The 23,832-nt window shown below is 64.5% G+C and carries 21 protein-coding genes; 5 read left to right on the forward strand and 16 right to left on the reverse strand.

Features of this window, described 5'->3' with window-relative positions; genetic code table 11:
- The first annotated feature begins 2 nt into the window (after nucleotides 1-2).
- Nucleotides 3-605, forward strand: coding sequence for a 2-dehydro-3-deoxy-6-phosphogalactonate aldolase (locus ACUXVX_RS03960; RefSeq protein ID WP_446310467.1), 603 nt, complete (start codon nucleotides 3-5; stop codon nucleotides 603-605).
- On the forward strand, nucleotides 602-1,444 hold the full coding sequence (locus tag ACUXVX_RS03965; RefSeq protein ID WP_446310468.1) for an SMP-30/gluconolactonase/LRE family protein: 843 nt from the start codon (nucleotides 602-604) through the stop codon (nucleotides 1,442-1,444). The genes ACUXVX_RS03960 and ACUXVX_RS03965 overlap by 4 nt, the downstream gene beginning before the upstream one ends.
- Before the next feature lie 75 nt (nucleotides 1,445-1,519).
- Here the strand turns inward: ACUXVX_RS03965 and ACUXVX_RS03970 are convergent, their stop codons facing one another.
- The 9 genes from ACUXVX_RS03970 to ACUXVX_RS04010 all read right to left on the reverse strand — a co-directional run bounded on the left by ACUXVX_RS03970 (nucleotide 1,520) and on the right by ACUXVX_RS04010 (nucleotide 12,185).
- Nucleotides 1,520-3,055 carry a UxaA family hydrolase gene (locus ACUXVX_RS03970; protein ID WP_446310469.1) on the reverse strand — a complete coding sequence of 512 codons (1,536 nt, stop codon included), beginning with the start codon at nucleotides 3,053-3,055 and terminating at the stop codon, nucleotides 1,520-1,522.
- Nucleotides 3,052-3,948 (reverse strand): dihydrodipicolinate synthase family protein, encoded by an 897-nt coding sequence (locus tag ACUXVX_RS03975; RefSeq protein WP_446310470.1) that lies wholly within the window; start codon nucleotides 3,946-3,948, stop codon nucleotides 3,052-3,054. The genes ACUXVX_RS03970 and ACUXVX_RS03975 overlap by 4 nt, the downstream gene beginning before the upstream one ends.
- Nucleotides 3,945-5,141, reverse strand: a complete 1,197-nt coding sequence (locus ACUXVX_RS03980) for an L-talarate/galactarate dehydratase (RefSeq protein WP_446310471.1) — start codon at nucleotides 5,139-5,141, stop codon at nucleotides 3,945-3,947. Before ACUXVX_RS03980 ends, ACUXVX_RS03975 begins: the two co-directional genes overlap by 4 nt.
- Nucleotides 5,141-6,868 (reverse strand): L-arabinonate dehydratase, encoded by a 1,728-nt coding sequence (gene araD, locus ACUXVX_RS03985; protein ID WP_446310472.1) that lies wholly within the window; start codon nucleotides 6,866-6,868, stop codon nucleotides 5,141-5,143. Before araD ends, ACUXVX_RS03980 begins: the two co-directional genes overlap by 1 nt.
- A gap of 8 nt (nucleotides 6,869-6,876) precedes the next feature.
- Nucleotides 6,877-6,999, reverse strand: coding sequence for a dihydroxy-acid dehydratase (locus tag ACUXVX_RS03990; RefSeq protein ID WP_222470780.1), 123 nt, complete (start codon nucleotides 6,997-6,999; stop codon nucleotides 6,877-6,879).
- A gap of 10 nt (nucleotides 7,000-7,009) precedes the next feature.
- Nucleotides 7,010-9,091, reverse strand: coding sequence for a TRAP transporter large permease subunit (locus ACUXVX_RS03995; protein WP_222470779.1), 2,082 nt, complete (start codon nucleotides 9,089-9,091; stop codon nucleotides 7,010-7,012).
- A gap of 141 nt (nucleotides 9,092-9,232) precedes the next feature.
- Nucleotides 9,233-10,273: a TRAP transporter substrate-binding protein gene (locus tag ACUXVX_RS04000; RefSeq protein ID WP_446310473.1), complete on the reverse strand. Its 1,041-nt coding sequence runs from the start codon at nucleotides 10,271-10,273 to the stop codon at nucleotides 9,233-9,235.
- A 279-nt stretch (nucleotides 10,274-10,552) separates the two neighbouring features.
- Nucleotides 10,553-11,458, reverse strand: a complete 906-nt coding sequence (locus tag ACUXVX_RS04005) for a 5-dehydro-4-deoxyglucarate dehydratase (protein WP_446310474.1) — start codon at nucleotides 11,456-11,458, stop codon at nucleotides 10,553-10,555.
- Between the two features lie 10 nt (nucleotides 11,459-11,468).
- Nucleotides 11,469-12,185 (reverse strand): ribonuclease activity regulator RraA, encoded by a 717-nt coding sequence (locus ACUXVX_RS04010; protein ID WP_446310475.1) that lies wholly within the window; start codon nucleotides 12,183-12,185, stop codon nucleotides 11,469-11,471.
- A gap of 118 nt (nucleotides 12,186-12,303) precedes the next feature.
- Here ACUXVX_RS04010 and ACUXVX_RS04015 point away from each other — a divergent pair, with 118 nt between their 5' ends.
- Nucleotides 12,304-13,035 (forward strand): GntR family transcriptional regulator, encoded by a 732-nt coding sequence (locus ACUXVX_RS04015; RefSeq protein WP_446310476.1) that lies wholly within the window; start codon nucleotides 12,304-12,306, stop codon nucleotides 13,033-13,035.
- A 3-nt stretch (nucleotides 13,036-13,038) separates the two neighbouring features.
- On the opposite strand, the gene ACUXVX_RS04020 is transcribed toward ACUXVX_RS04015, so the two are convergent.
- From ACUXVX_RS04020 to ACUXVX_RS04050, 7 genes are all read right to left on the reverse strand, one after another.
- Nucleotides 13,039-14,277 carry an enolase C-terminal domain-like protein gene (locus tag ACUXVX_RS04020; RefSeq protein ID WP_446310477.1) on the reverse strand — a complete coding sequence of 413 codons (1,239 nt, stop codon included), beginning with the start codon at nucleotides 14,275-14,277 and terminating at the stop codon, nucleotides 13,039-13,041.
- Nucleotides 14,270-15,424, reverse strand: a complete 1,155-nt coding sequence (locus tag ACUXVX_RS04025; RefSeq protein ID WP_446310478.1) for an enolase C-terminal domain-like protein — start codon at nucleotides 15,422-15,424, stop codon at nucleotides 14,270-14,272. The genes ACUXVX_RS04020 and ACUXVX_RS04025 overlap by 8 nt, the downstream gene beginning before the upstream one ends.
- Nucleotides 15,421-16,257 (reverse strand): alpha/beta hydrolase, encoded by an 837-nt coding sequence (locus ACUXVX_RS04030; RefSeq protein ID WP_446310479.1) that lies wholly within the window; start codon nucleotides 16,255-16,257, stop codon nucleotides 15,421-15,423. The genes ACUXVX_RS04025 and ACUXVX_RS04030 overlap by 4 nt, the downstream gene beginning before the upstream one ends.
- A complete protein-coding gene (locus ACUXVX_RS04035) occupies nucleotides 16,254-17,966 on the reverse strand; it encodes an ABC transporter ATP-binding protein (protein ID WP_446310480.1) in 1,713 nt (570 codons plus the stop codon). The genes ACUXVX_RS04030 and ACUXVX_RS04035 overlap by 4 nt, the downstream gene beginning before the upstream one ends.
- On the reverse strand, nucleotides 17,941-19,104 hold the full coding sequence (locus ACUXVX_RS04040; protein WP_446310481.1) for an ABC transporter permease: 1,164 nt from the start codon (nucleotides 19,102-19,104) through the stop codon (nucleotides 17,941-17,943). Before ACUXVX_RS04040 ends, ACUXVX_RS04035 begins: the two co-directional genes overlap by 26 nt.
- Complete coding sequence (locus ACUXVX_RS04045) at nucleotides 19,097-20,083, reverse strand: ABC transporter permease (RefSeq protein ID WP_261385239.1); 987 nt, start codon at nucleotides 20,081-20,083, stop codon at nucleotides 19,097-19,099. Before ACUXVX_RS04045 ends, ACUXVX_RS04040 begins: the two co-directional genes overlap by 8 nt.
- A 71-nt stretch (nucleotides 20,084-20,154) precedes the next feature.
- Nucleotides 20,155-22,077, reverse strand: coding sequence for an ABC transporter substrate-binding protein (locus ACUXVX_RS04050; RefSeq protein WP_446310482.1), 1,923 nt, complete (start codon nucleotides 22,075-22,077; stop codon nucleotides 20,155-20,157).
- 139 nt (nucleotides 22,078-22,216) lie between these two features.
- On the opposite strand from ACUXVX_RS04050, the gene ACUXVX_RS04055 reads away from it, so the two are divergent.
- Complete coding sequence (locus tag ACUXVX_RS04055) at nucleotides 22,217-22,942, forward strand: FadR/GntR family transcriptional regulator (protein WP_446310483.1); 726 nt, start codon at nucleotides 22,217-22,219, stop codon at nucleotides 22,940-22,942.
- 3 nt (nucleotides 22,943-22,945) lie between these two features.
- Nucleotides 22,946-23,812 carry an SMP-30/gluconolactonase/LRE family protein gene (locus ACUXVX_RS04060; protein ID WP_446310484.1) on the forward strand — a complete coding sequence of 289 codons (867 nt, stop codon included), beginning with the start codon at nucleotides 22,946-22,948 and terminating at the stop codon, nucleotides 23,810-23,812.
- Nucleotides 23,813-23,832 lie beyond the last annotated feature (20 nt).

The raw sequence follows: 23,832 nt of genomic DNA on the forward strand, positions 1-23,832 counted from the left end.
TCATGACCCGCAACATCGTCGCCATCCTCCGCGGCCTGACGCCGCCCGAGGCCGTCACCATCGCTGAAACGCTCATCGCCGCCGGGATCACCAAGATCGAGGTGCCGCTCAACTCGCCCGATCCGCTCGCCTCCATCGCCGCGATGGTGCAAGCCTTCCCCGAGGCGGTGATCGGCGCAGGCACCGTGCTCACCCCAGACGATGTGGCCAATGTCGCCGCCACCGGCGCCCGCCTCATCGTCTCGCCCGATACCAACCCGGCAGTGATCGACGCGACAGTGGCCGCAGGCCTGCTCTCCTACCCCGGCATCATGACCCCGTCAGAGGCCTTCACCGCGCTGCGCCACGGCGCGACCGGCCTCAAGCTCTTCCCCGGCTCGCTGCTCGGCCCCGAGGGGCTCAAGGCCATCCGCGCCGTGCTGCCCGCAGGTACAGAGGTGCTCGCCGTGGGCGGGGCCGGTCCTTCCAACTTCGCCGACTGGGCTGCGGCAGGCGTTTCGGGCTTTGGGATCGGCTCCGCGCTCTACAAGCCCGGCGACACGCCCGCCGAGGTGGCCGAAAAGGCCGTCGCCATCGTCGCGGCCTACGATGAGGTCATGCCATGAGCGAGGTCTACGACACCCGCGCTTGCCGCCTTGGTGAAGGCCCGCTCTGGCACCCGCTGCGCCGCCAGCTCTTTTGGTTCGACATCCTCGAAGCCCGCCTGCTGACACAGACCAAAGAAGGCCCCCACGAGTGGACCTTCCCCGAGCTGGTCTCCGCCGCTGGCTGGCTCTCCGAAGACGTGCTGCTCATCGCATCCGAGACCCAGCTCTTCACCTTCGATCTCGACACTGGCGTGCGCGAACACATCGCCCCGCTGGAGGCCAACAACCCCGTGACCCGCTCCAACGATGGCCGCGCCGACCCGATGGGCGGCTTCTGGATCGGCACAATGGGCAAGAAGGAAGAGAAGGGCGCAGGCGCGATCTACCGCTATTACAAGGGCGAGTTGCGGCAACTCTATGGCGAGATCACCGTCAGCAACTCGATCTGCTTCGCTCCCGGCGGGCGGCTGGCCTATTGGTCCGATACGGTGACGCAGAAGATCATGAAAACCCCGCTCGACGCCGAAGGCTGGCCAGCAGGCGAGGCGGAGGTCTTCGTCGATCTGGCCACCGAAGGCCTCTACCCGGACGGGTCGCTGGTGGACAGCGAGGGCGCCCTCTGGAACGCCCAATGGGGCGCAGGCCGCGTGGTACGCTACCTGCCCGATGGCAGCGCCGATAAGGTGATCGAAGTCGGTGGTGAGAAATCGACCTGCCCGGCCTTCGGCGGTGAGGGGCTGACCACGCTCTACGTGACCACCGCCTGCGGTGGAATGACGAAGGATGGAAAGCAGGGCGTGACGTACGAAGTCCCCGTCGACGTTGCGGGCCTGCCCGAACCGCAGGTCATTCTCTAGGCGAGGACGCCTCGAAGGGCGGACGAGCGCACCCGGCGCCCGCTCATCAAGCCCCTCGGGCTTTCTTCGCCCCCGCTACCCCGTCACGCCAATCGGCCAGGGCGCAAATTCCTCCTCGCCCACACCCAGCGCCTCGCTCTTCGATTTCTCCCCACTGGCCACCGCCAGCATCTTCTCGAAGATCTCCTGCCCGACCTCGTCCAGCGACTTGTCGCCGTCGATCACCGTGCCGCAGTTCACGTCCATGTCGCCCGTCATCCGGCCATACATCGGGGTATTCGTCGCCAGCTTGATCGTCGGCGCGGGCATCGAGCCAAAGCAGCTCCCCCGGCCGGTGGTAAAGCAAACGAGGTTGGCCCCACCGGCAATCTGCCCCGTAGCGCTCACCGGGTCGTAGCCCGGCGTATCCATGATCACGAGGCCCTTCTCGAGCACCGGATAGGCATATTCATAGACCGCGTTGATCCCGGTCGAGCCGCCCTTCTTCGAGCCGCCCAGCGACTTCTCGATCACATTGGCCAATCCGCCCGCGTTGTTGCCGGGCGAGACCCGCCCGTTCATCTGCACATCCCGGCCCTCGTTGTACTTGAGCCACCAGTTGATCCGCTCGATAAACTTCTGCCCCACCTCAGGCGTCTTCGCCCGCGCGGTCAGCGTGTGCTCCACGCCATAAAGCTCCGGCGTCTCCGAGAGGATCGCCGTGCCGCCGTGCTTTACCAGAATGTCCACGGCCTTCCCAAGCGCCGGGTTGGCGCTGAGGCCAGAAAACCCGTCCGAGCCGCCGCACTGAAGCCCCACCATCAGGTGCTCCGCGCTCACCGGCTCGCGCTCGATCGCGTTGGCCTCGTCCAGCATCTCGCGGATCACCCGCTTGCCTTCCTCCACCGCCGCCGCCGTGCCGCCGACATGCTGCATAGTGATCGCCCGCAGCATCTTGCCGCTCTCCAGCGACTCCTTCTCGAAGAACTCGCCGAGATTGTTCCGCTCGCAGCCCAGCGAACACACCAGCGCCCCCGCCGTGTTCGGATGCCGGATATACCCGGCCAGCGTCCGCCGAAGCAGGTCCATCGGCTCGCCGGTCATCTCCATGCCGCAGCCCTGCTGGTGGACAAAAGCCACCACGCCATCGACGTTCGGCCACTTCTCCAGCCGCTCCTCGTCGAAATAGGCAGAAATCTTCCGCGCCACCGTGGCCGAGCAGTTCACCGTGATGAAAATCCCGATGTAATTGCGCGTGCCAATCCGCCCGTCCTTGCGACGGATTCCCATGAACCGCGCGCGCTCTTCCTCGGGCAGCACCGGCGTTTCCACGTAATCCTTTGAAAAGCGGTAATCTTTCTGGAAGTCATCGACCAGAACGTTGTGCGAGTGCAGCCAGGTACCCGGCACAATGTCCTCGCCCGCAAAGCCGATGATAGTCGCGTATTTCAGGATCGGCTCGCCTTTGCGGATCGCCCGCGTGGCGATCTTGTGGCCCAGCGGCACCTCCTGAAGCGTGGTCACGCCTTCGCTCGCCACCGTGGTCCCGGCAGCGATCTCGACCCGAGCGACAACCACGTTGTCGGCCTCGTCCAGCCGGATCACCGGCGATTTTTCCATCACGTCGCTCACAGCAACCCCGCCTCTTTCATGAAGCCCATCAAATCCGCCGTCTGCCGCTCGGTCAGCCCGCTGGCCCCCGGCGGGCGGCACGCCCCGCAGTCCATCCCCTGCGCCGCCAGCGCGGCCTTCACCCCGGTCACGTTGGTTCCGCCCATCTCCTCGGCGCGGATGTCCTCGAACACCCGCATCCCCTCGATGAGCCGCGCCGCGCCCGGGTAGTCCCCCGCCGCCAGCGCATCGCGGATCGCCACCGACCGCTCAGGCCACACGTTGATCAGCCCGCTGGTAAACCCCCGCGCCCCCACCGCATAGAGCGGCGGCGCCCAGACTTCGGCGAGCCCGGCGACCCAGATCACATCCTCCGGGCTCTCCTCGATGGCCCGCGACAGGTTCAGCGCGTTCGTCGTTGCCCATTTCACCCCGGCCACGCCTTCGATGGAGCAGATCTCCGCAATTGCCTTCGGCCCCATCCCGTCGTTGCGCAGGTAGAGCATCACCGGCAGCCCGCCGCCCGCATCCACCACGCGCTTCACGTAGTCCGCATAGCCGCGCGGCGACACGAAGGGGTCCGGCGTTTGGTGGATCATCAGCGCATCGGCCCCGGCCTTGGCGGCGTGTTTCGCCGCCCGCTCCGCCTCGCGGATGCTGCGCCCGATCCCGGCAAACACAGGCGCCCGCCCGTCGACCATCTCGACGACCGACGAGCACATCCGCGCCGCCTCGGCCTCTTCGAGGCTGTAGAACTCGCCCGTATTCCCGTTCACCACGAGAATATCCACGCCCGCATCCACAGACCGATCGATGATTGGCACCAGCTTCTCGGGCGCGATCTCGCCGTCATCGCCGTAGGGCGTCACGAGAATGCCCGAAATCCCGGCCAGCGCTTCTCTTACCCGGCTCATGTCGCACCTCCAAAGCTCTCTTCGGCCCGCGTCCACTCCCGTGCCTTGTCGCTCAGCGTAAAGCCAAGGCCGGGGCGCTCGGGCACATGCATCTTGCCGCCCGAAATCTCCAACTGCTCGTTGAAGAGCGGCAGCCACCATTCAAAGTGCTCCACCCAGCCCTCGCTGCCATAAGCCGCCGCCGCGTGAATATGCAGCTCCATCACCATATGCGGGGCCAGCTCGATCCGCGCCGCCTCGGCCATGGTCATCACCTTCAGCATCGGGGTGAAGCCACCAATCCGGCATACGTCCAGCTGGTTCACATCGCAGCCGCCCTTGCCGATCAGGTCAAAGTGCTCCTGCGGCGAGGTCAGCATCTCGCCGGTTGCCACCGGGGTCGCCAGATTGCGGGCCAGCTCGGCGTGGCCGTCAAAATCCCATGCGTCCAGCGGCTCCTCGATGAAGGCGAGGCCCATGCCATCCACCACCCGGCCGAATTGCAGCGCATAGGCCCTATCCCACTGCTGGTTGGCGTCGATCATCAGGGCGATGTGCTCGGGCAGATGGGCGCGCATCGCGTCGATCCGCTTCAGGTCTTCCTGCCCGTCCGGCTGGCCGACCTTCATCTTGATCCCGCCGATGCCATTGGCAATCGACCGGTCCGCCGCCGCCTTCATCTCGTCAATCGAGGCCTGCAGATACTGCCCCTGCGAATTGTAGATCCGCACAGAATCCCGATGCGCCCCGAAGAGCTTGGCCAGCGGAAGCCCCGCCCGCCGCGCCTTCATGTCCCAGAGCGCCACGTCAAAGGCGCAGACCGCGTGATAGGCCATCCCGCCGCGCCCGAGCGAGATGCTCTGCCACGCGAGCCTTTCCCAGATGCGGTTGATATCATTGGGGTCTTGCCCAATCAGAAACGGCGCCAGTTCGCAGCCCAGTGCAAACATCCCCGGCCCGCCAGCACGCAACGTGTAGGAAAACCCGAGCCCCGTGTGCCCGCCTTCGCTCACCATCTCGACCATCAGCAGATCGAGCGCGGCAAGCGGGCTCTGCCGCCCGGTCAGCACCTTGGCGTCGCTGATCGGCTTGTCCATCGGCACCACCACATGGCGCAGGGTCAGGCTCTCGATCCGGTCGGTCTGAAAGCGCGGCTTGTGCCCGGCCATTGGAGGCCGCGCGGCAATGCGCCGCTCGCTCAGATCGAGGCCCATCAGTTGATCTCCGGTTCGGGAACGGGCGCGCCGAAATCGGTGCGCAGGTAGTCAAAATCGCACCCCTTGTCGGCCTGCTCGATATGCTGGCTGAACATCGCGCCATAGCCGCGCTCGTAGCGCGGGGGCGGGGCCTGCCAGGCCTTGCGCCGCTCGGCCAGTTCCTCGTCGGAAACTTCCATCTCCAGCTTGCGTGCCTTGATATCCAGCACCACCATGTCGCCGGTCTTCAGCAACGCCAGCGGGCCGCCCACGTAGGCCTCGGGGGCGATGTGCAGCACGCAGGCGCCATAGCTGGTGCCGCTCATCCGCGCATCGCTCATCCGCACCATGTCGCGAATGCCCTGCTTCAGCAGCGCCTTGGGCATCGGCAGCATTCCCCACTCCGGCATCCCCGGCCCGCCCTGTGGCCCGGCGTTGCGCAGCACCAGCACAGTATCGGCACTCATCGGGTGGTCTTCGTCGTTGATGATCTCTTTCAGCTCGGCGTAGCTGTCGGCCACCAGTGCCGGGCCACGATGCTGCCAGAAATCCGGGTTGCAAGCGGCGGGTTTGATCACCGCGCCATCGGGCGCGAGGTTGCCCTTCAGCACCGCGAGGCTCCCCTCATGGTAAACCGGGTTGGAGAGCGGCCGGATCACATCGTCATTGAAGTTCTTCGCGCCTTCGATGTTCTCGCCCACGGTCTTGCCGGTCACGGTCATCGCGCCCAGCTCCAGCTTGTCGCCCAGCTCCGCCATCAGCGCAGGCAACCCGCCCGCGTAGAAGAAATCTTCCATCAGGTATTTGTCGCCAGACGGCCGCAAATTCGCCAGCACCGGCACCTCGTGGCCGATCCGGTCGAACTCATCAAGCGTCAGGTCGATCCCGGCCCGCCGGGCCATCGCCAGCAGGTGAATGACCGCGTTGGTCGAGCACCCCGTCGCCATCGCCACCCGCACCGCGTTGCGCGTGGCTTCCCAAGTGATGATTTTTTCCGGCGTCAGGTCTTCCCAGACCATCTCAACCGCGCGCCGCCCGCAGGCCGCCGCCATCCGCTTGTGCCCCGCATCCGGCGCCGGGATGCTAGACGCGCCCGGCAGGCAAAGCCCGAACCCCTCGGCGATGCTCATCATCGTCGAAGCGGTGCCCATCGTCATGCAGGTGCCGTAGCTGCGGGCAATGCCGCCCTCCACGCCATCCCACTCTTCCTTGCCGATGGTGCCCGCGCGCCGCTCGTCCCAATATTTCCAAACGTCCGTGCCCGAGCCGAGCTTTTGCCCCGCGTAATTGCCCCGCAGCATCGCGCCCGCCGGCATGAAGATGAAGGGAATGCCCATGCTGATCGCGCCCATCACGAGGGCAGGGGTGGACTTGTCGCAGCCCCCCATCAGCACCACGCCATCCACCGGATGCGAGCGCAGCACCTCTTCCACCTCCATCGCCCCGAAGTTGCGATAAAGCATCGAGGTGGGCTTCAGGAACTGCTCGCTGAAGCTCTGCACCGGCATCTCCACCGGCATCCCCCCGGCCTGATACACGCCTTTCTTCACAAACTCCGCGCGGTCGCGCAGGTGGTGGTGGCAGGGCGACAGGTCCGACCATGTGTTGATGATCGCGATGACCGGCTTGCCTTCCCAGTCATTGCCATCGAGCCCCATCTGGCGCGCTCGGGAGCGGTGGCCCATCGAGCGCAGGTCATCCGGGGCGAACCACCGGGCGGATCGCAGGTCTTCAGGCTTCTTCATGGCGAACCTCAGGAGATGGGGGTGGCGAAGGTGAACATCAGCGTAATGATCACCCCGGCCAGCACCAGCCCCCCGATCCAGGGCCAGAGGCCATAGCCGTTGATGTCTTCGTGAGAGTCTCTGCCGATCATGTCAGCCTCCTCAGTTCAAGAGTTCGGGCAGCCACAGCGCGATCTGCGGGAACATCATCACCAGAACGAGGCCGGTGATCTGCAGCGCGATGAAGGGCAGCACGGATAGGAAGATTTCCTGCAACGTCACATCCTTGGGTGCAACCGACTTGAGCCAGAAGCAGGCCGGGCCAAAGGGCGGCGACAGGAAGTAAATCTGGATGTTCATCACAAAGAGGATGCCGAACCAGATCTTCGCCTGATCCTCGGTCAGGCCAAGCTCGGGCGCCAGCGTCATCACCACCGGGGCAAAGACCGGCACGGTGATCAGCACGATGGCGATCCACTCCATGAAGGTGCCCAGCACCATCAGGATCAACATCATCACGATCACCGTGCCCATGGCCGATAGCCCGAGGTTCAGGAACAGTGACCGGATGAAGTCACCACCACCGACGAGGTTGAAGATCCCCACGAAGGAGACAGCGCCGAGGATCAGCCAGATGATCGTGCCCACCGTGGTCATGGTGCCCAGCAGCGAGGCCGAGATCACATCCCAGTTGAACCGGTTGCGCACGGCGGCGATGAAGAGCGCGCCGATGCAGCCCACCGCGGCGGACTCGGTGACCGAGGCGATGCCGCCGTAGATCGAGCCCATTACCATCGCGATGAGGATCACGCAGAGGATCACCGCCGTCAGCCGCTCGCGGCTCAGCTTCTGCTTGGTGCCGGTGATCTCTGCGACCTCTGCGGCCGTGGGGGCCATCGAGGGGTTCAGGTTCACCCGGATCAGCACGTAACCGGCATAGAAGGTCGCCAGCATGATGCCCGGGATCGCACCGGCCATGAACAGATCGCCAATCCCCACCTCGGCGGACACGCCGTAAACGATGGTGATGATCGACGGCGGGATCAGCGTCGCCAGCGCACCGGCGGCACAGATCAGGCCAATCGAGAGCTTGCGGTCATAGCCAAGGCGGAACATCTGCGGCAGCGCCACAAGCCCCAGCATCACGATCTCGCCGCCCATCACGCCCGACATGGCCGCCAGGATCACCGCCACAACGGTCGTCTGCACCGCCACGCCGCCGCGCAGGTTGCCGGCGAAGATGCTCATCGCGTCAAACAGGTCTTCGGCAATGCCCGCCCGTTCGAGGATTGAGGCCATCAGCACGAAGAACGGCACCGCCACGAGGCTGTAGTGCTCCAGCAGGCCCGCCGCGTTGGACGACACCAAGAACAACCCGCGCGGGCCAAAGAAGCCGACCGCCATGATGACAGAGACGAAGAGCGTCACCACGCCCAGCGGCATGCCGGTCATCATCAGTACGATCAGCAGGATCACCATGATCAGCGAGATGGTGCCAAGGTCCATGCTGCGCAGTTGCAGCGCCTTCGACGGGTCCATCGACGCGCCCAGCCCCGAGATCCAGTCGGACACCGCTTTGAAGATCTGAATGTCCAGCACATGGCTCAGGAAGGCGGAGACGAAGTAGAACACGAAGTAGACGGCCACCGCCTTCACGATCAGCTTCGCCCAGCCGGAGCTGAGGTGGCGATGCAGGTTCATCGTGAGCTGCGCCAGATACATGAAGGCGCCCAGCACCATCAGGCTCTTCATCATGAAGGGCAGGGGCGAGTTGAAGGCCGAGCCAGAGGTCTCCACCCGCATCACGCTGTCATAGGCCCGCACAGAGGCGTCGGTCAGCAGCATGTAGAGCGCGAAAATGCCCACCACCATGGCCAGCAGATCGAGCCACCAGCGGGTGCCGGGGCTGGCAATGTTGTGGATGACGGTGATGGCAATGTGCCGCTTCTTCATCGTCACGTAACCGGCAGAGAGCATCCACGCGGCGGCAACGGTGACCATCACGGTCTCGAAGGCCCAATAGGTCGGCTGGTTCAGCACGTAGCGCGAGAAGACCTCCCAGAGGGTGGCCAGCGCGGCGATCATGTAAAAGGTCGAAACCGCAATGCCCACAACGTGGCTGGTGTGCTCGACAGGCGTGTAATCCGCCATCGCCAGATCGGCCTCGTCATCATGGTGCAACGGATCCTGATCGGCAATCTCGGCGTGGCTGGCCTGCACGGCCTCGTCGTATCGCTGGGTCATCTGCGCGCTCCCCTTGGCCCTCTCAGGGGCCGTCCCTCTCGCGGAAATTCTGGTAGCCCCGTAGGGCAAAGATCGGCTGTGCCCCTTTGGGCAAGAGTGGCCTGCGCCCGCCGGTCAGGGGGGCGCAGGCTCAAGCTGGGCTCAGAGCAGCCCGGCTTCTTTCATGAAGGCGACATGCGCGTCATAGACTTCCTGCGCCAGTTCGGTCTGAGAGGCAAAGGCGCTCCAGGCTTCCTGGGCGATGACACGGAGTTTGTCGCGCTCTTCCTGCGGCCAGTCGATGATCTCCAGTTCACCGGCAGCCTTGTCGCGGGCCACCAGCTGGCGGTCGAGACGGTCGAAGTGCTGACGCAGCCCGTTGTAGGCAGCGAGATACCAGGTCTCGAGCGCCACGCGCTCCTGCTCGCTCAGCTCGTCATACACCTGCTGGCTGATGGTGAACTGCAGGATCGGGGTGGAGTGGATGCCGGGGAAGATCGGGTATTTGGCGATCTTGTGCATCCCGTTGGCGTCGTTGTTGGCATAGGCCGAGTTATCGGCGGCGTCGATCACGCCCTTCTCCAGCGCGCCATAGGTTTCCGAACCGGACATCGACACAGGCGCAGCACCCGCGCGCTTGAACACGTCGGCGGCAAGGCCTTCGGGCGAGCGGATCTTCAGACCCTGCAGGTCTTCCACGCTGCGCACCGGCACCTTCGAGACAAAGGCCTCGCGGGCATAGGCGCCGCAGCCAACCACATGCACACCTGGGAAGTGGGCATCAAAGAGCTTTTGCAGCATCTCCTTTCCGCCGCCCTGCGCACAGAAGGCCTGGATCTGGTCGGCGCTGTCGTAGCCCGCGATCAGGTCGCCCATCAGTGCGAAGGCCGGGTCGACACCGGCGAAGTAGTTGATCGAGGTGAGGTCGCCGTCGAGGATGCCAACGCCGATCGCTTCGGCGGTCTCGCGGCGCGGCACAACCGCGTCCACGGGCAGAAGCTCGACACCCAGCGAACCGCCGGTCATCTCTTCCAGCTTGGGCACCCACTCTTCGTTGAGATAAGCAAGCGAAGCGTGGCTGGCGTTCGAGCTGGTCTGAATTTTCAGAGTCCGCTCGGCGGCCATCGAGGCCGTCGCCATGGCGCCGATGACGGAAGCCACCGCAAGGGTGCTGACCGTCTTGGCGAGGGTTTTGAATGTCATTGGTATCCTCCCGTTTACCTGTTTCGGGCCGCGCGCCCGGTCCTCCCCTGACGCTGCGACTCGCTTACTGATATATTAGTGACCTAATTGCGGCAAGCCTCCAGCCAAGGCGCCGGGCAAAAAGGTTACAAAAGAGAAGGGCCGCCGTGCCTTGTGGCAACGAAGCGGCCCTCCACAATTTTGGCGCATCGCGTATGCATGGAATGTGCATCGGATGTGCATCAGTTGTGCATCCCCCGATTTCAGTGCATCGGAGGGGCGTTAACCTTCAGCGCAGGTTTATTTGCGCCCCGCGATGAGCTGCTCCATCAGGCCCATTTCCTCGTCGGTCAGGTCGGTCAGCGGGCTGCGCACCGGCCCGGTTTCGAACCCGCGCAGCTTCACGCCCGCCTTGATCGCGCTCACCGCATAGCCGGTCTTGCGGTCACGGATCTTGGCGAAGGGGTAGTAAAAATCGCGCAGCATCTGCTCGCATTTCGCATCGTCACCGGCGGTGAAGGCCGCGTGGAACTCCAGCGCCGTCTCGGGCACAAAGTTGAACACCGCGGAGGAGTAGGTGGGCATCCCCGCGCCGCGATAGGCCTGCGCAAACAGCTCATGCGTGGGCATCCCGCCGATGTAGCTCAGCCGGTCGCCCATGCGCACGGTGATGCGGCGCACGGTGTCGATATCGCCGGTGCCATCCTTGAAGCCGATCAGGTTGGGGCACTCGTCCGCCAGCCGCGCGATCATGTCTTCGGTCACCCGCGCCTGGCCCCGGTTGTAAACGATCACGGCCATCTTGGTGGCCTTGCAGACCGCCCGGATATGCGCCTCTATCCCGTCCGCTGGGGCGCCGATCAGGTAGTGCGGCAGCAGCAGGATACCGTCGCCGCCCGCCGCCTCGATCCCCTGCGCGATTTCGCAGGCCAGCCGCGTGCCGTAGCCGCAGCCAGCGATGATCGGCTGGCCCGGCTGGGCCTCCTTGGCGACCTTCACCACATCCACGATTTCCTGCGGCGTCAGCGAGAACATCTCACCCGTACCGCCCGCCACAATCAGCCCCGCGACCTCGTAATCGCTCAGCCATTCCAGATGTTTGCGGAACGGTTCGGCGGCAAATCCCCCGTCCTCGCCAAACGGCGTGACCGGGAAAGAGAGCAGCCCGGTCTTGATGCGGGCCTGAAGATCTTTGTTGTCGAGCATAGGGTTTTCCTCAGCGATTGTTCTCTTTGCGCCAAGTCTCGAACTTGGCCAGGTTCTCTTCCTCGGTGGCCGGGTAGAGGCCGATGATCGTCGCGCCCTCCTTCACCTGCTCCACCACGAAATCTTCATAGGCGGTCATCTCCACCGCCTCGGCGCTCACCTCGTCGGCAATCTCCGCCGGGATCACGATGACGCTCTCGTAGTCACCCACGATCACGTCGCCGGGGAAGACCGCCACATCGCCGCAGCCGATCGGTCCGTTGATCTCGATCGCCTCGTGCAGCGTCAGGTTCGTCGGGGAGGAGGGGCGGTTGTGATAGGCCGGGATGTCGAGCTTGGCGATTGTCCCCGCATCGCGAAAGCCGCCATCGGTGACAACGCCCGCGCCGCCGCGCACCATGAGCCGGGTGATCAGGATGTCGCCCGAGGAGGCCGCGCGCGGGTCCTTCCGGCTGTCCATCACCATCACGTGCCCTTCCGGGCATTGCTCGATGGCCTGCCGCTGCGGGTGGTTCGGATCGCGGAAGACAACCAGCTGGTTCCGGTCTTCTCGCGCGGGAATGTAGCGAAGCGTAAAGGCCGGCCCGACCATATTGCGGCCCTTCACGGCCACCGGCCGCACATCCTGCAACACCTGATTGCGCAGGCCGCGCTTGTAGAGGGCAGTTGCGAGCGTGGCGACGGAAACGCCCATCAGCCGCTCGCGGATCTCTTCAGTGAACGACATGGCGCAACCTCCCGTGTTCTGGCTCGTGTCGCGCCAACTGATATATTAGTGCCTCTGGTCTTGCAATGGCCCACTCGGGTTGGCAGAATGCCGTAGTTTCAGGGTTGATAACGCTAACATGAACGATCAGGGCACCTTCACAGACGTCATCGCCCGCCTCGGAATCGGGGCTGACGGGCGTGGTGCCCCGCAAACTGCCGCGGCCCGCACGCTCGATTCGCTCCGCCGCCGGATCATCTCTCTCCAGCTCCCGCCCGACACTGTCCTCACCCGCAACGAGCTGGCCCGCGAGTATGGCATCAGCCAGACCCCGCTGCGCGACGCCCTGCAAAAGCTCGAGGCTGAGGGCCTGGTGGATATCTTCCCCCAGAGCAAAACCCTCGTCACCCGCATCGACCCCGACGAGATCGAAGAGGCCCATTTTCTGCGCCGCTCCGTCGAGATTGAGGTGGTCCGCAAGCTGGCTTCCGAAGGCGTGGGCGAAAATACCCTGACCCGGCTCAAGACGTTGGTTTCCATGCAGGAAATGGTGATCGCCAATGGCGATGACATCTCCGCCTTTCAGGATATCGACGACGCCTTTCATCAAGCCCTGCTCGCTGCCGCGGGCTATGCTGGGCTGCACCGGCTGATCCGCTCCCGCTCCGGCCACCTCAACCGCCTGCGGCGGCTCGACATGTGGGATGACGAGAAGGTCAGCCGCATCATCCGCGAGCACCGCGAGATCATCGCCGCACTGGCGGCAGGCGATGCCGAGCAGGCCGTGGCCGCCGTGCGCAATCACCTGAGCCAAACCGTCAGCCGCCTTGAAAAGCTCCGCGCCGATCATCCCGCCTACTTCCCCGATTGACCGTCAGAACTTCGGCCGGCCAAAGGTCCAGTCCGGCCAGTGCTTGCGCATCTCGGTGGCATCGTCGCGCTTGGTGTAGCCGCAGGCGAGGTAGTTCTGGTGCAACCGCGCCAGCGCCTCGCGGTCCAGCGTCACCCCCAGCCCCGGACCCTCGGGCACCGCCAGCGAGCCGCCGTCAAAAGCGAGTTTGCCGCCCTCGATCACCTCGTCTACCTGCCACGGCTGATGGGTGTCGCAATCGTAGGTAAGGTTCGGCGTGGCGGCGGCCAGATGGGTCATCGCCGCCAGCGAAATCCCCAGGTGCGAGTTGGAGTGCATGCCCAGCCCCAACCCCCAGAGATCGCAGATATGCGCCAACTGGCGACAGGCCATCAGCCCGCCCCAGTAGTGGTGATCGCTCAGGATGACCCGAAACCCGTCCAGCCGCGCATTGGCCGGAAGATGCGCGTTTTCAACCACATACATGTTGGTCGCCAGCGGAATATCGGTCGCTGCCTGCACCTGCGCGTTCTCGCTCAGCCCGGCAGTCGGGTCTTCGAGGTATTCCACCAGGCCGGTCAGCCTGGGCAGCAGCTTCAGCGTGGTCTCCACCGTCCAGCCGCCGTTCGGGTCGATCCGCAGCGGCGCACCGGGGAAGGCCACGCGGAGCGCCTCAAGCCCGGCGATCTCCTCCTCCGGCTCCAGCACGCCCGCCTTCAGCTTGATCGCCTTGAACCCGTTCTCGCTCACCATCTTGCGGGCCTGTTCCACCAGACCCTCAGGCGTGAGCGCCTCGCCCCAGTCATCCGTGGTGCCATCGGCGTGGGCGCCGAACTTGTAGAACAGGTAGGCCGAGAACGGCACGCGCTCCCGCACCTGCCCGCCCAGCAGGTCCACCACCCGCTGCCCGGTCGCCTTGCCGAGCGCGTCCCACATCGCCACTTCGATGGCGGCGACAACGCGCGGCACCACCGCCTCTGCCCCGGTGTAGCCTTCCGTCCGCCCGCCGCCCTGCGCCGCCGCCCAGAGCGCGTTGAGGTCCGTCACCTTGCGGCCGACCATTGCGGCCCCCGCAGCCTTGATCCCCTCCACAACCGCCGCCGCGCCGTAGCTCTCGCCAAGGCCCACCACGCCATCTTCAGTTTCCACCTCAATGATCGAGCGCAGCGCGAAAGGCTGGTGGCAGCCCGCGTTGTTCAGCAGCGGCGGATCGGCAAAGGCGATGGGGGTGACGCGAACGTCCGCGATGCGCAGGTCAGTCATTATTCACCCGATGCGCCTCGATGTATTCCATGTTCAGGTCCTGCCCCAGCCCCGGCTCCTCGCGGCCATGCACGTAGCCATCTGCATCCATCTCGTCGTCGATCCGGTTCTGGTAGTCCGCCGGCGCATCGTAATCGATGAAGGGGTGCAGCAGCCCGCGCTCGTAATAGGTGCAGTTGTGCGAGGCGAGGGCCACGGCGAGGTTGCCCGCGCCAGTGCCATGCACTTCGCAGGCCATGTGGAAACTCTCTGCCATATGGGCGCATTTCATCGCCGGGCTGATCCCGCCCACATCCCACACCCCGGTGCGGACCATGTCGCAGGCGTCGTGTTTCACCCACTCGGCCCGCGTCCAGTGCTTTCCCGTCATCGTCTCGGGCCCGAGAATGTTGAGCCCGGTGTTCCCGGTGAGCCACTTGTAGGAGCTCATCGAGGCCTCCTCCATCGGCTCCTCCATCCAGACAAAATCCAGCTCCGCCAGTTTGTTGGCGAGCCAGAGTACATCGGAGCGCGGGTAGAAGTGATGCGGGTCGAGCATCAGCGGGATATCGGGGCCGACAACCTCGCGCACGGCGGCGCAGGCGCGGTAATCGAGCTTTACGTCCGGCGCGCCGGGCATCGGCACCATCCACCCGTGCAGCTTGATCGCCTTGTAGCCGCGCCCCAGCATCCACTCGGCGAAGCGGGCGTAATCCTCGGGCGTCGCCAGCCCGCCCTCCATGTCATCGCCGCACATGGTCGAGCCATAAGCGAGGATCTTGGGGCGGTAGCCGCCAATCAACTTCCAGACCGGCTGGCCCGTGACCTTGCCCATCAAGTCCCAGAGTGCGAGGTCGACAGCGGTGAGCGCGCGATCGGTCAGCTGCCCGCCCGAGAGCCGCTGCCACTTGTAGATTGCATACCACGCCCGCTCGATCAGCAGCGGGCTTTGCCCGATCAGGTTGGGCCGCACGAAACGCTCCAGCACATCCGGGCGCAGGTCGGTCGGGCGGCACATGGCTTGGCCCACGGTGCCATCGTCGCAGGTGATCTGCAGCAGCGCCGAGGTGCCGGTGCCTTCCGGTCCGGGGTGGTTGTGCCCGTCGCTGTCGCGCTGGGTATAGGTGCGGTGGGTGAAGGTGATCGCCTCGACGCGCTCGATCTTCATGTGAGGGTCTCCTTGAGAAAATGTGCGGCTCGCGTGATGCAGGCCTCGGCGGCAGGCACAAGGCGCCCGCGATTGATGAATCCGTGGGTCACGCCCGGCTCCACGTGCCACGTGGTCGGCACCCCGGCGTTTTGCAGCGCGTCCGCCATGGCTTCGTTCTCGCTGCGCAGAACGTCCACTTCAGCGGCGATTAGCAGGGCGGGCGGCAGGCCGTGCAAGTCGGCTTTGAGCGGGGCGATCAACGCGTCGCGGGATTGGCCGGGGTCATACATGGCAAAGAGTTCCTGCATCCGGGCGCGGGTCAGGCCGGGGCCGGCTTCGTGGCGTCGGTAGCTCTCTGTCTCGAAATCGTCGCCATAGACCCCGTAGAACAGCACCATTCCGGCCAGCGGCACATCGGTCGAGAGCGAAGTCGCCACAGCAAGGTTGGCCCCTGCCGATGCTCCACCAATGGCGATTTTCCCGCCTTTGGCGGCGAGGAAGTCTAGCGCCGCGCGGCAGTCCTCCAGACCGGCGGGGAAGGGGTGGGCCGGGGCGAGCCGGTAGCTGATGCTCAGGACGTCCCATCCGCTTTGCAGCGCCATCCCGGCTGCCGAAGGCTGGTGCAGCTCGATAGAGCCTCCCGCCCATCCGCCGCCGTGGATGTACAGCAAAGTCCCGGCCCCTCCGCCCCTGTAGAGCCGTGCCCGCTGCGGCTGTCCCGCTCCGCCGGTGTAGGTGAGATCCTCGAAAGGCGCCTCGGGCACACCCTCATTCCAATAGGCCGCAGCCACCTCGGGCGAGGGAAAATCCCCCAGCGCGATCATCTCCGCGATGCCCTCCGCGTAGCTCACGCGCCCTCTCCCAAATAGCGATGCCGCTGGCGGGTGCCGCGCAGGGCCGGGTCGGCGATGGGCACAGACGAGAGCAGCGCCTGTGTGTAGGGGTGCTGCGGGTTCTGGATGATTTCTTCGGTCTCGCCGATCTCTACGATCTTGCCGCGATACATCACCGCCACCCGGTCGCAGAAATAGCGGATCACGGCCATGTCGTGACTGATGAAGATAAAGCTTAGGCCCATCTCGGCCTGAAGCCGCAGCAGCAGGTCGAGCACCTGCGTCCGGATCGAAACGTCGAGCGCCGAGGTCGGCTCGTCGGCGATCACCAGTTTGGGTTCCAATGCGATGGCGCGGGCCACCACGATCCGCTGCCGCTGCCCGCCCGAGAAGGCGTGTGGGTAGCGCTCCATCATCTCGGGTTGCAAACCGACCTCGCGCAGCAGCGTTGCCACCCGGTCCTCAAGCTCGGAGCCAGAGGCCACGCCGTTCACCACCAGCGGCTCGGCGATGAGCTGCTTCACGGTCATCCGTGGGTTGAGCGAGGCAAACGGGTCCTGAAAGATCATACGGATCTGCTGGCGATAGCTTTGCAGTTCCGCCTTGCCGGCCGTCACGAGGTTGGAGCCGCGATAATCCACCGTGCCCTCCGGGTCATAGACCCGCGCGATGCAGCGGCCCACTGTCGTCTTGCCCGAGCCGCTTTCGCCCACGATCCCAAGCGCCTCGCCCTCCTTGAGCGAAAAGCTCACGCCGTCCACCGCCTTGGTCACATCGGTCACGCGCTGGAAAAAGCCTTCGCGTTTCTCGAAATGCAGCCGCAGGTCGTCGACCCGCAGGATCTCCCGCGCATCCGCCGCTGGCCGCACCTTGGCTGCCGCCGGCTCCTCCAGCCGCTTCACGGCGCCCAGCAGCCGCTTGGTGTAGGGGTGGTGTTGCTCGGCAAAGAGCGGCCCGGTCTGGCCGGTTTCCACCACATGACCCTTCTCCATCACCACCACGTCATCGGCCAGTTCGGCGACCACGCCCATGTCGTGGGTGATGAACATGATCGCCATGTTCAGTTCGACCTGAAGCTTGCGCATGAGGTCGAGGATTTCGGCCTGCGTGGTAACGTCCAGCGCCGTGGTCGGCTCGTCGGCGATGAGCACATCGGGGTGGCACGAGAGCGCCATTGCAATCATCGCCCGCTGGCGCATGCCGCCGGAAAACTCGAAGGCGTATTGATCCAAGGCCTTTTCCGGCTTCGGAATTTCCACCTGCTCCAACATCTGGCGCGCAATTTCGCGGGCCTCCTGCTTGGTGCAGTCGCGGTGCAGCCGGACGGCTTCGATGATCTGGTTCCCGATGGTGTGCACCGGGCTGAGGCTGCTCATCGGCTCCTGAAAGATCATCCCGATCTTTCCGCCCCTGATATCGCGGATCGCCTTGCCGCGCGGGTCGAGCGCGGTGGTTTCGATCTCGCTGCCCTTGGAGGGGCGGAACAGCACGCGCCCGCCGTTGATCTGCCCCGGCCGCGGCACCATGTTCAGGATCGCCCGCGCGGTCACGCTCTTGCCCGAGCCACTCTCGCCCACGATCGCCGTGGTCCGCCCCCGGTTCAGCTCGAAGCTGACACCGTGGAGCACGTCGAACATGCCCTTGCGGGTGTTGAACCCGACATTGAGGTTTTCGACCGAGAGGATCGGGCGGCTGCTTGCTTCAGTGGCCATAAGGGTCTGCGGCATCGCGCATGCCGTCTCCAAGGAAGTTGAATGCCAGAACCGCGACGACGACGAAGCCGCCGGGGATGAAGAGCCAGGGGGCCTGGCTGATCGAGCGGATGTTCTGCGCCTCTTTCAGCAGCACGCCCCAGCTGATCGCGGGGGGCTGAAGGCCAAGGCCGAGGAAGCTCAGGCCGGTTTCGGCGAGGATCATCAGCGGGATCGCCAGCGTCAGCGAGGCGATGATGTGGCTGGTCAGCGAGGGCAGCATGTGGCGGAAGATGATCCGCTTTTCGCTGGCCCCATCGAGCCGGGCAGCGATGACGAAATCATCGTTCTTCATCGCGAGGAACCGCCCGCGCACCACGCGCCCCAGCTCTGTCCACCCCACGAGACTGACGATCAGGGTGATCACGAAATACTGCTGGTAGATCGGCCATGAGGGGGGCAGCGCGGCGGCCAGGGCCAGCCAGATCGGGATGGTCGGCAGGCTGAGCACGAACTCGATCAGCCGTTGGATCACCGTGTCGATCCGCCCACCGTAGTAGCCCGAGATCCCGCCCAGCGTGATGCCCAGCACCAGCGCAATCGCCACGCCGACAAGGCCAATGCTCATGGAAATCCGGGTGCCGTAGACCACGCGGGAGAACATGTCGCGCCCCAGCCTGTCGGCCCCGAAGAGGAAAAAATTGTCACGCGGTTTGACCGTGGCCAGAAGGTGAATGTCGGTCTCCCAGAGGCCCCAGAACTTGTACTCTTGCCCGCGCCCGAAGAGCCGCAGGTAGATTTTTTCGCCGCTCGGCACATAGGTAACGGCCAGCGTGTCGGGGTCGCGCTCGCGATCCATCTCGTAGACGTAGGGGCGGAAGCTCCAGCCATCCTCGCTGCTGTCGATGAAGTGGATCATCTGCGGCGGGTGATAGACGGCGCGACGGTTGCTGTCGGTGGGGTCGTTTGGGGCTACGAAGCCGGCGAAGAGCGACACGATGTACATGAAGCCGATGACCCAAAGGCCGATCATCGCCAGCCGGTGCTTTTTGAAGGCCCACCACGTGAGTTGCCATTGCGAGGCGATTGCCACCTCATCGGGCGAGTGCGCCTCGGCCACGGCGAGCGGCTCGTCGGGCTGGTCGGGCAGGGCTTTGGAGGGGGTCTCAGTCATACTTCACCCGTGGGTCGAGCAGAACGAGGAGGATGTCTGAAAGCAGCATCCCGATCACGGTGAGGGAGGAGAGCATCAGCACGAAGGCCCCTGCGAGATACATATCCTGCGCTAGAAGAGCCTGAAGCATCAGCGGCCCGGCGGTGGGCAGGCTCAGCACGATGGCGGTGACGACCGCGCCTGAGACGAGGTTGGGCAGCACCCAGCCGATGGTCGAGACAAATGGGTTCAGCGCCACCCGCACCGGGTATTTCATGATGAGCCAGAACTCCGAGAGCCCCTTGGCGCGGGCGGTGTCGACGTAGGGCTTGTTCAGCTCATCCAGCAGGTTGGCGCGCATGATGCGGATCAGCGAGGCGGTGGCCGAAGTGCCGAGCACGACGACGGGAAGCCAGAGGTGTTTCATCAGGTCCCATACCTTGGCCCAGCTCCAAGGGGCGTTCTTGTATTCGTTCGAGAAGAGGCCGCCGACATCTGCGCCAAAGTGGACCACTCCGATATACATGAGGATCAGCGCGAGCAGAAAGTTGGGGGTGGCGAGGCCGATGAAGCCGATGGTGGTGGCGAGGTAGTCACCGAAGGAATACTTGCGCACGGCGGAGTAGACGCCGATGGGGAAGGCCACGGCCCATGTGAAGAGCAGGGTGGCCATCGAGAGGCAGAGTGTCAGGCCCATGCGGCCCCAGACAAGATCGGACACCGGCTGCCGCCACTCGAAGCTCATGCCAAAGTCGCCCACCAGAAGGCGGCTCACCCACTTGAAGTACTGCACGTAAAGCGGCTGATCGAGGCCGAAGCGGGCGCGGAGATTTTCAATCGAGGCCTGGTCCAGCACCTCGTTGCTCTCGCCCAGCTTGGCGATATAGGTCGTCAGGTAGTCTCCCGGCGGCGCCTGTATCAGCAGGAAGGCGACGATGGAGACACCGAAGAGAAACGGCACCATCCAGAGGATGCGTTTCAGGATGTAACGCCAGATCATTGGGTTTGCCTGTCAGGGTAGTCGTTGCGCCGAAGGGCGGTGGGGGCGAGCCCTAAGGCCCGCCCGAAGGGTCAGCTTTCCGGCCAGTACCAGGTTTGCGGCAGGGTCGGGCCCGGGTCGGGATACATCCACGACGAGGGCAGGCTACGCGGCGCGTTCATCAGGTTCTTGTTCACCACGCCCACGAGGTTGGGGGCGAGGGAGATGCCGATGATTTCCATCTCGTCGGCGGCCTCCTGGTGAATCTGCCGGAAGATATCCAGCGCCTTCTCCTGATCGGCCTCCTGCTTGAAGCTGTCGTAGAGCGCGAGGCGTTTCTTCATGCTCTCGGTCGGCTCTTCACCTTCCGAGCCGCCGGACAGATACCAGCGCGTCCACGGAATGCCGAACCAGCTGGCCTGCGGATGCACGGCGAGCACATCGCGCGGAGAGAGGGTCGGGTCCAGCCCGCCGGGCGCGCCCCAGACCATGAAGTCATGCTCGTTGGCTTCACCGCGCGAGTAGTAGATCGACCGTTCGACAGAGGTAGAGTTCAGCTCGATGCCGATCTCTTCCCATTGCTCCTTGATGATCTCGAGGCTGTCGCCCCAATCGGGTTGCTCAACGCCGGTATACTGCGCGTTGAACACGATCCGGGTGCCATCGGGGAACAGGCGGTAGCCTTCGTCGTCCATCTCGGCATAGCCGGCGGCATCGAGCAGCTCATTGGCCTTGTCAGGGTCATACTCGGTGTGCTGCTTGCCCAGTTGCTCGTTGTAGAGCACGTGGGTCGGCCGTGGCCCGATTTGGTAGGGTTCGCCCTGGCCCTGGTAGACGATGTCGATGATCTCCTCGCGGTCGATCCCGAGGCTCAGCGCCACGCGCACATCCTTGTTGCGGATGAACTCGCGCATCTGCGGGTTCTTGTGCGTGTGGTTGAAGTGGATCGCCATCGAGTTGGAGTTCGAGTTGATCATGTCGAGGATCTCGAAACCGCCCTTCTCGGCGTTCTCGGCAAAGACCGGCTTGTTGGCCGGGTTCGAGATTTTCCGGCGCTGGAAGTCGATGTTGCCAGCGATGGCCTCAAGCACGAGCGCCTCGTTGTCTTGCGCAACACCCATCTCCAGCGTGTCGATATAGGGGAGCTGGTTGCCCTCCTCGTCGACCTGCCAGAAGTAGGGATTACGCTCCATGACCACTTGCGTGGAACCGGCGGAATAGCCCTCGCCGGTGACCACCCAAGGGTCGAGCGTGGGACGCTCGGGGTTGGACCAGCGGTTGGGGGCCTCGACCTCGCCGCACTTGAGGCGGTAGAGCGCGGGCCAATCTTCGACCGCCTCGGTCTCATCCACCATCGACTGCACGTCGTCGTTGTAAGCCGGGTGGAACTGCTGGCAGTAGTGTTTGGCCCAGAGCACCGGCTCCTGTGCGAGCGGCGTGGCCAGCTCGGTCAGGAAGGTGCCGTAGGGTGCAGCGAACTTCAGCGTCACCGTATGGTCATCCACCTTCTCGGCCTGCATCGGCTCCCCGGCCACCACGAAGCGTGCGGGCGGGTTGGGGTAGAATTCTTTGTTGTTCAACAAGTCGTTGACGAAGAACACCACGTCATCGGCGGTGAAGGGCTCGCCGTCCGACCACTTCATGCCCTCGCGGAGCTTGAAGGTGAACTCGGAGCCGTCTTCGTTGGTTTCCCAGCTCTCGGCCACATTGGGCACCACGCCGGAAAAGTCGGCTTTCCAGCGGGTCAGCCCCTGCGGGCTGATGATGCGCAGAATGGAGTTGTGATCGTTCGAGCCGCCGAGCATCCGGCGCAGTTTGCCGCCGTAGGTGCCGATGTTCTCCAGCCCCGTGACCACCTCGGGCTGGGCTGGCAGCCGCTCTTCCAAGGGCGGCAGGTTGCCCGCGGCAACGGCTTCGGCCAGCGCGGGCGCTTCGCCTGCCTGGGCGGTGAACGGATGCAAGAATACGCCGACGGCAAGCGCGGCCACTGACGAGAATCGCCAATTTCGTGTCATGGATTTTCCTCCCTGTGCTTTCGCTCTTCCGAGTCTCAGCGGCACAAGGTCAGCATTTCCGATGACAACTTGTCAAACAAATTATCTCATGTTGTAATTTCAAGGCCCGTGATACATCTCCGGGCGGGAGAACGTGTTAATGAATACTGTGTCGAAAGAAGTGCCTTCGCGCGGCGAGGCGGCCCACGCGCGGCGGCTGGAAAATCAGGTGTACGAGCGCCTGCTCGGGCAGATCCGCAGCGGGCACTACACTTTGGGGGCCAAGCTGCCGGCGGAAAAGGACCTTTCGGCGGAGCACGGTGTATCGCGCCCCGTGATTCGTGCGGCCCTTGCGCGGTTGCGCGAAGATGGGCTGATCGTGTCGCGGCAGGGCGCCGGGTCGTTCATCAGCGGGGGTGGCGACCAGCTGGGCGCCGGATATGCGCCGTTGCAGAGCATCGATGATATCGCGGCCTACATCGGCTTTCGGAAGATGCTGGAGGTCGAGAGTGCCGGTCTGGCGGCGCAGAAGGTGACGCGGGAGGAGGTTGCGGCGCTGGAGGCCATGCTGGAAGACATGGAGGCGAGCGTGCGCGAGGGCACCTCGACCATCGACATGGATGCGCGATTTCACGTGCGGATCGCGGAGTTGTCTGACAACAGGTTTATACTTGATACTTTGCGCATGCTCCGGCCGCAGATGTTTTTTATCGGTAAGTTTGTGCGCAGTCTTGGCTCCACCGGATACCGGGAGGGCAAAGTCTCAATGGGAAACGAGCACCGTCGGATCTTTGACGCGATAGCCGCGGGCGATGCCAAGGCGGCGCGGGCGGCGATGGCCGAGCATATCGAGGCGTCCGAGCGGCGGGTGTTCAAGGGAGAGTGATCCATGACAGTTTCGGTTGATGTGGCCGTGCCCGCCCGGGCGCAGCTGGGAGAGGGGCCTGTTTGGGACGTGGGCGACCAGGCGCTGTGGTGGGCCGATATTTCTGGCGGAAAGATCCACCGCACCGGGGAGGATGGCAGCGACGAGGCGTTCGACTTTGGCGAGCCGGTCGGGTGCATTGCCCGGCGGGAGGCTGGCGGGCTGATCGTGGCGGCGAAGTCCGGCTTTTATCTTTATGACCCGGAAACCTTAACAAAGACCTTCCTTACGGACCCCGAGGCCGACAGGCCCGGCAACCGCTTCAACGATGGCGGCACCGACATGCAGGGCCGGTTCTGGGCGGGCACGATGAAAGATGGCGGCGACCCGGAGCAACTGGGGCAGTTCTACCGCTACGGCACGGATGGGTCGGTGACGCCCTTCTTCGACAAGGTCTACACCACCAACGGCCTCGCCTTCAGCCCCGATGGCAAAACGCTCTACTACTCCGACAGCAACCCGCTGGTCCGCACCATCTGGGCTTGCGACTACGACACCGATAGCGGCACGCCCTCCAACCGGAGGGTTTTCTTTGACACCCGCGAGGTGGCAGGGCGGCCCGATGGGGGCACGGTGGATGCCGATGGCTGTTACTGGATGGCCGGGATCAGCGGCGCGCAGCTGGTGCGGATCACGCCGCAGGGCAAGGTGGACCGGATCATCGACATGCCGGTAGAGCGCCCGACCAAGCCGATGTTCGGCGGGCGCAACCTCGATATTCTCTATGTGACCTCTATTGGCTCCGATGCGCCGGATGCGCTGGATGGCAACCTTTTTGCCGTCACCGGCCTTGGCGTGACGGGCGTTGAGCAGGCGAGGTTTGCGGGATGAAGATCACTGGCTTGAGAAGC

It is taken from the genome of Vannielia sp. SX4, from assembly GCF_052828525.1.

What these genes read in the sequence shown, in the direction of transcription:
- ACUXVX_RS03960 (WP_446310467.1), top strand. Translation starts at nt 3, where the DNA reads ATGACCCGCAACATCGTCGCCATCCTCCGCGGCCTGACGCCGCCCGAG.
- ACUXVX_RS03965 (WP_446310468.1), top strand. Translation starts at nt 602, where the DNA reads ATGAGCGAGGTCTACGACACCCGCGCTTGCCGCCTTGGTGAAGGCCCG.
- ACUXVX_RS03975 (WP_446310470.1), bottom strand. Translation starts at nt 3,948, where the DNA reads ATGAGCCGGGTAAGAGAAGCGCTGGCCGGGATTTCGGGCATTCTCGTG.
- ACUXVX_RS03980 (WP_446310471.1), bottom strand. Translation starts at nt 5,141, where the DNA reads ATGGGCCTCGATCTGAGCGAGCGGCGCATTGCCGCGCGGCCTCCAATG.
- araD (WP_446310472.1), bottom strand. Translation starts at nt 6,868, where the DNA reads ATGAAGAAGCCTGAAGACCTGCGATCCGCCCGGTGGTTCGCCCCGGAT.
- ACUXVX_RS03990 (WP_222470780.1), bottom strand. Translation starts at nt 6,999, where the DNA reads ATGATCGGCAGAGACTCTCACGAAGACATCAACGGCTATGGCCTCTGG.
- ACUXVX_RS03995 (WP_222470779.1), bottom strand. Translation starts at nt 9,091, where the DNA reads ATGACCCAGCGATACGACGAGGCCGTGCAGGCCAGCCACGCCGAGATT.
- ACUXVX_RS04000 (WP_446310473.1), bottom strand. Translation starts at nt 10,273, where the DNA reads ATGACATTCAAAACCCTCGCCAAGACGGTCAGCACCCTTGCGGTGGCT.
- ACUXVX_RS04005 (WP_446310474.1), bottom strand. Translation starts at nt 11,458, where the DNA reads ATGCTCGACAACAAAGATCTTCAGGCCCGCATCAAGACCGGGCTGCTC.
- ACUXVX_RS04010 (WP_446310475.1), bottom strand. Translation starts at nt 12,185, where the DNA reads ATGTCGTTCACTGAAGAGATCCGCGAGCGGCTGATGGGCGTTTCCGTC.
- ACUXVX_RS04015 (WP_446310476.1), top strand. Translation starts at nt 12,304, where the DNA reads ATGAACGATCAGGGCACCTTCACAGACGTCATCGCCCGCCTCGGAATC.
- ACUXVX_RS04020 (WP_446310477.1), bottom strand. Translation starts at nt 14,277, where the DNA reads ATGACTGACCTGCGCATCGCGGACGTTCGCGTCACCCCCATCGCCTTT.
- ACUXVX_RS04025 (WP_446310478.1), bottom strand. Translation starts at nt 15,424, where the DNA reads ATGAAGATCGAGCGCGTCGAGGCGATCACCTTCACCCACCGCACCTAT.
- ACUXVX_RS04035 (WP_446310480.1), bottom strand. Translation starts at nt 17,966, where the DNA reads ATGCCGCAGACCCTTATGGCCACTGAAGCAAGCAGCCGCCCGATCCTC.
- ACUXVX_RS04040 (WP_446310481.1), bottom strand. Translation starts at nt 19,104, where the DNA reads ATGACTGAGACCCCCTCCAAAGCCCTGCCCGACCAGCCCGACGAGCCG.
- ACUXVX_RS04045 (WP_261385239.1), bottom strand. Translation starts at nt 20,083, where the DNA reads ATGATCTGGCGTTACATCCTGAAACGCATCCTCTGGATGGTGCCGTTT.
- ACUXVX_RS04050 (WP_446310482.1), bottom strand. Translation starts at nt 22,077, where the DNA reads ATGACACGAAATTGGCGATTCTCGTCAGTGGCCGCGCTTGCCGTCGGC.
- ACUXVX_RS04055 (WP_446310483.1), top strand. Translation starts at nt 22,217, where the DNA reads ATGAATACTGTGTCGAAAGAAGTGCCTTCGCGCGGCGAGGCGGCCCAC.
- ACUXVX_RS04060 (WP_446310484.1), top strand. Translation starts at nt 22,946, where the DNA reads ATGACAGTTTCGGTTGATGTGGCCGTGCCCGCCCGGGCGCAGCTGGGA.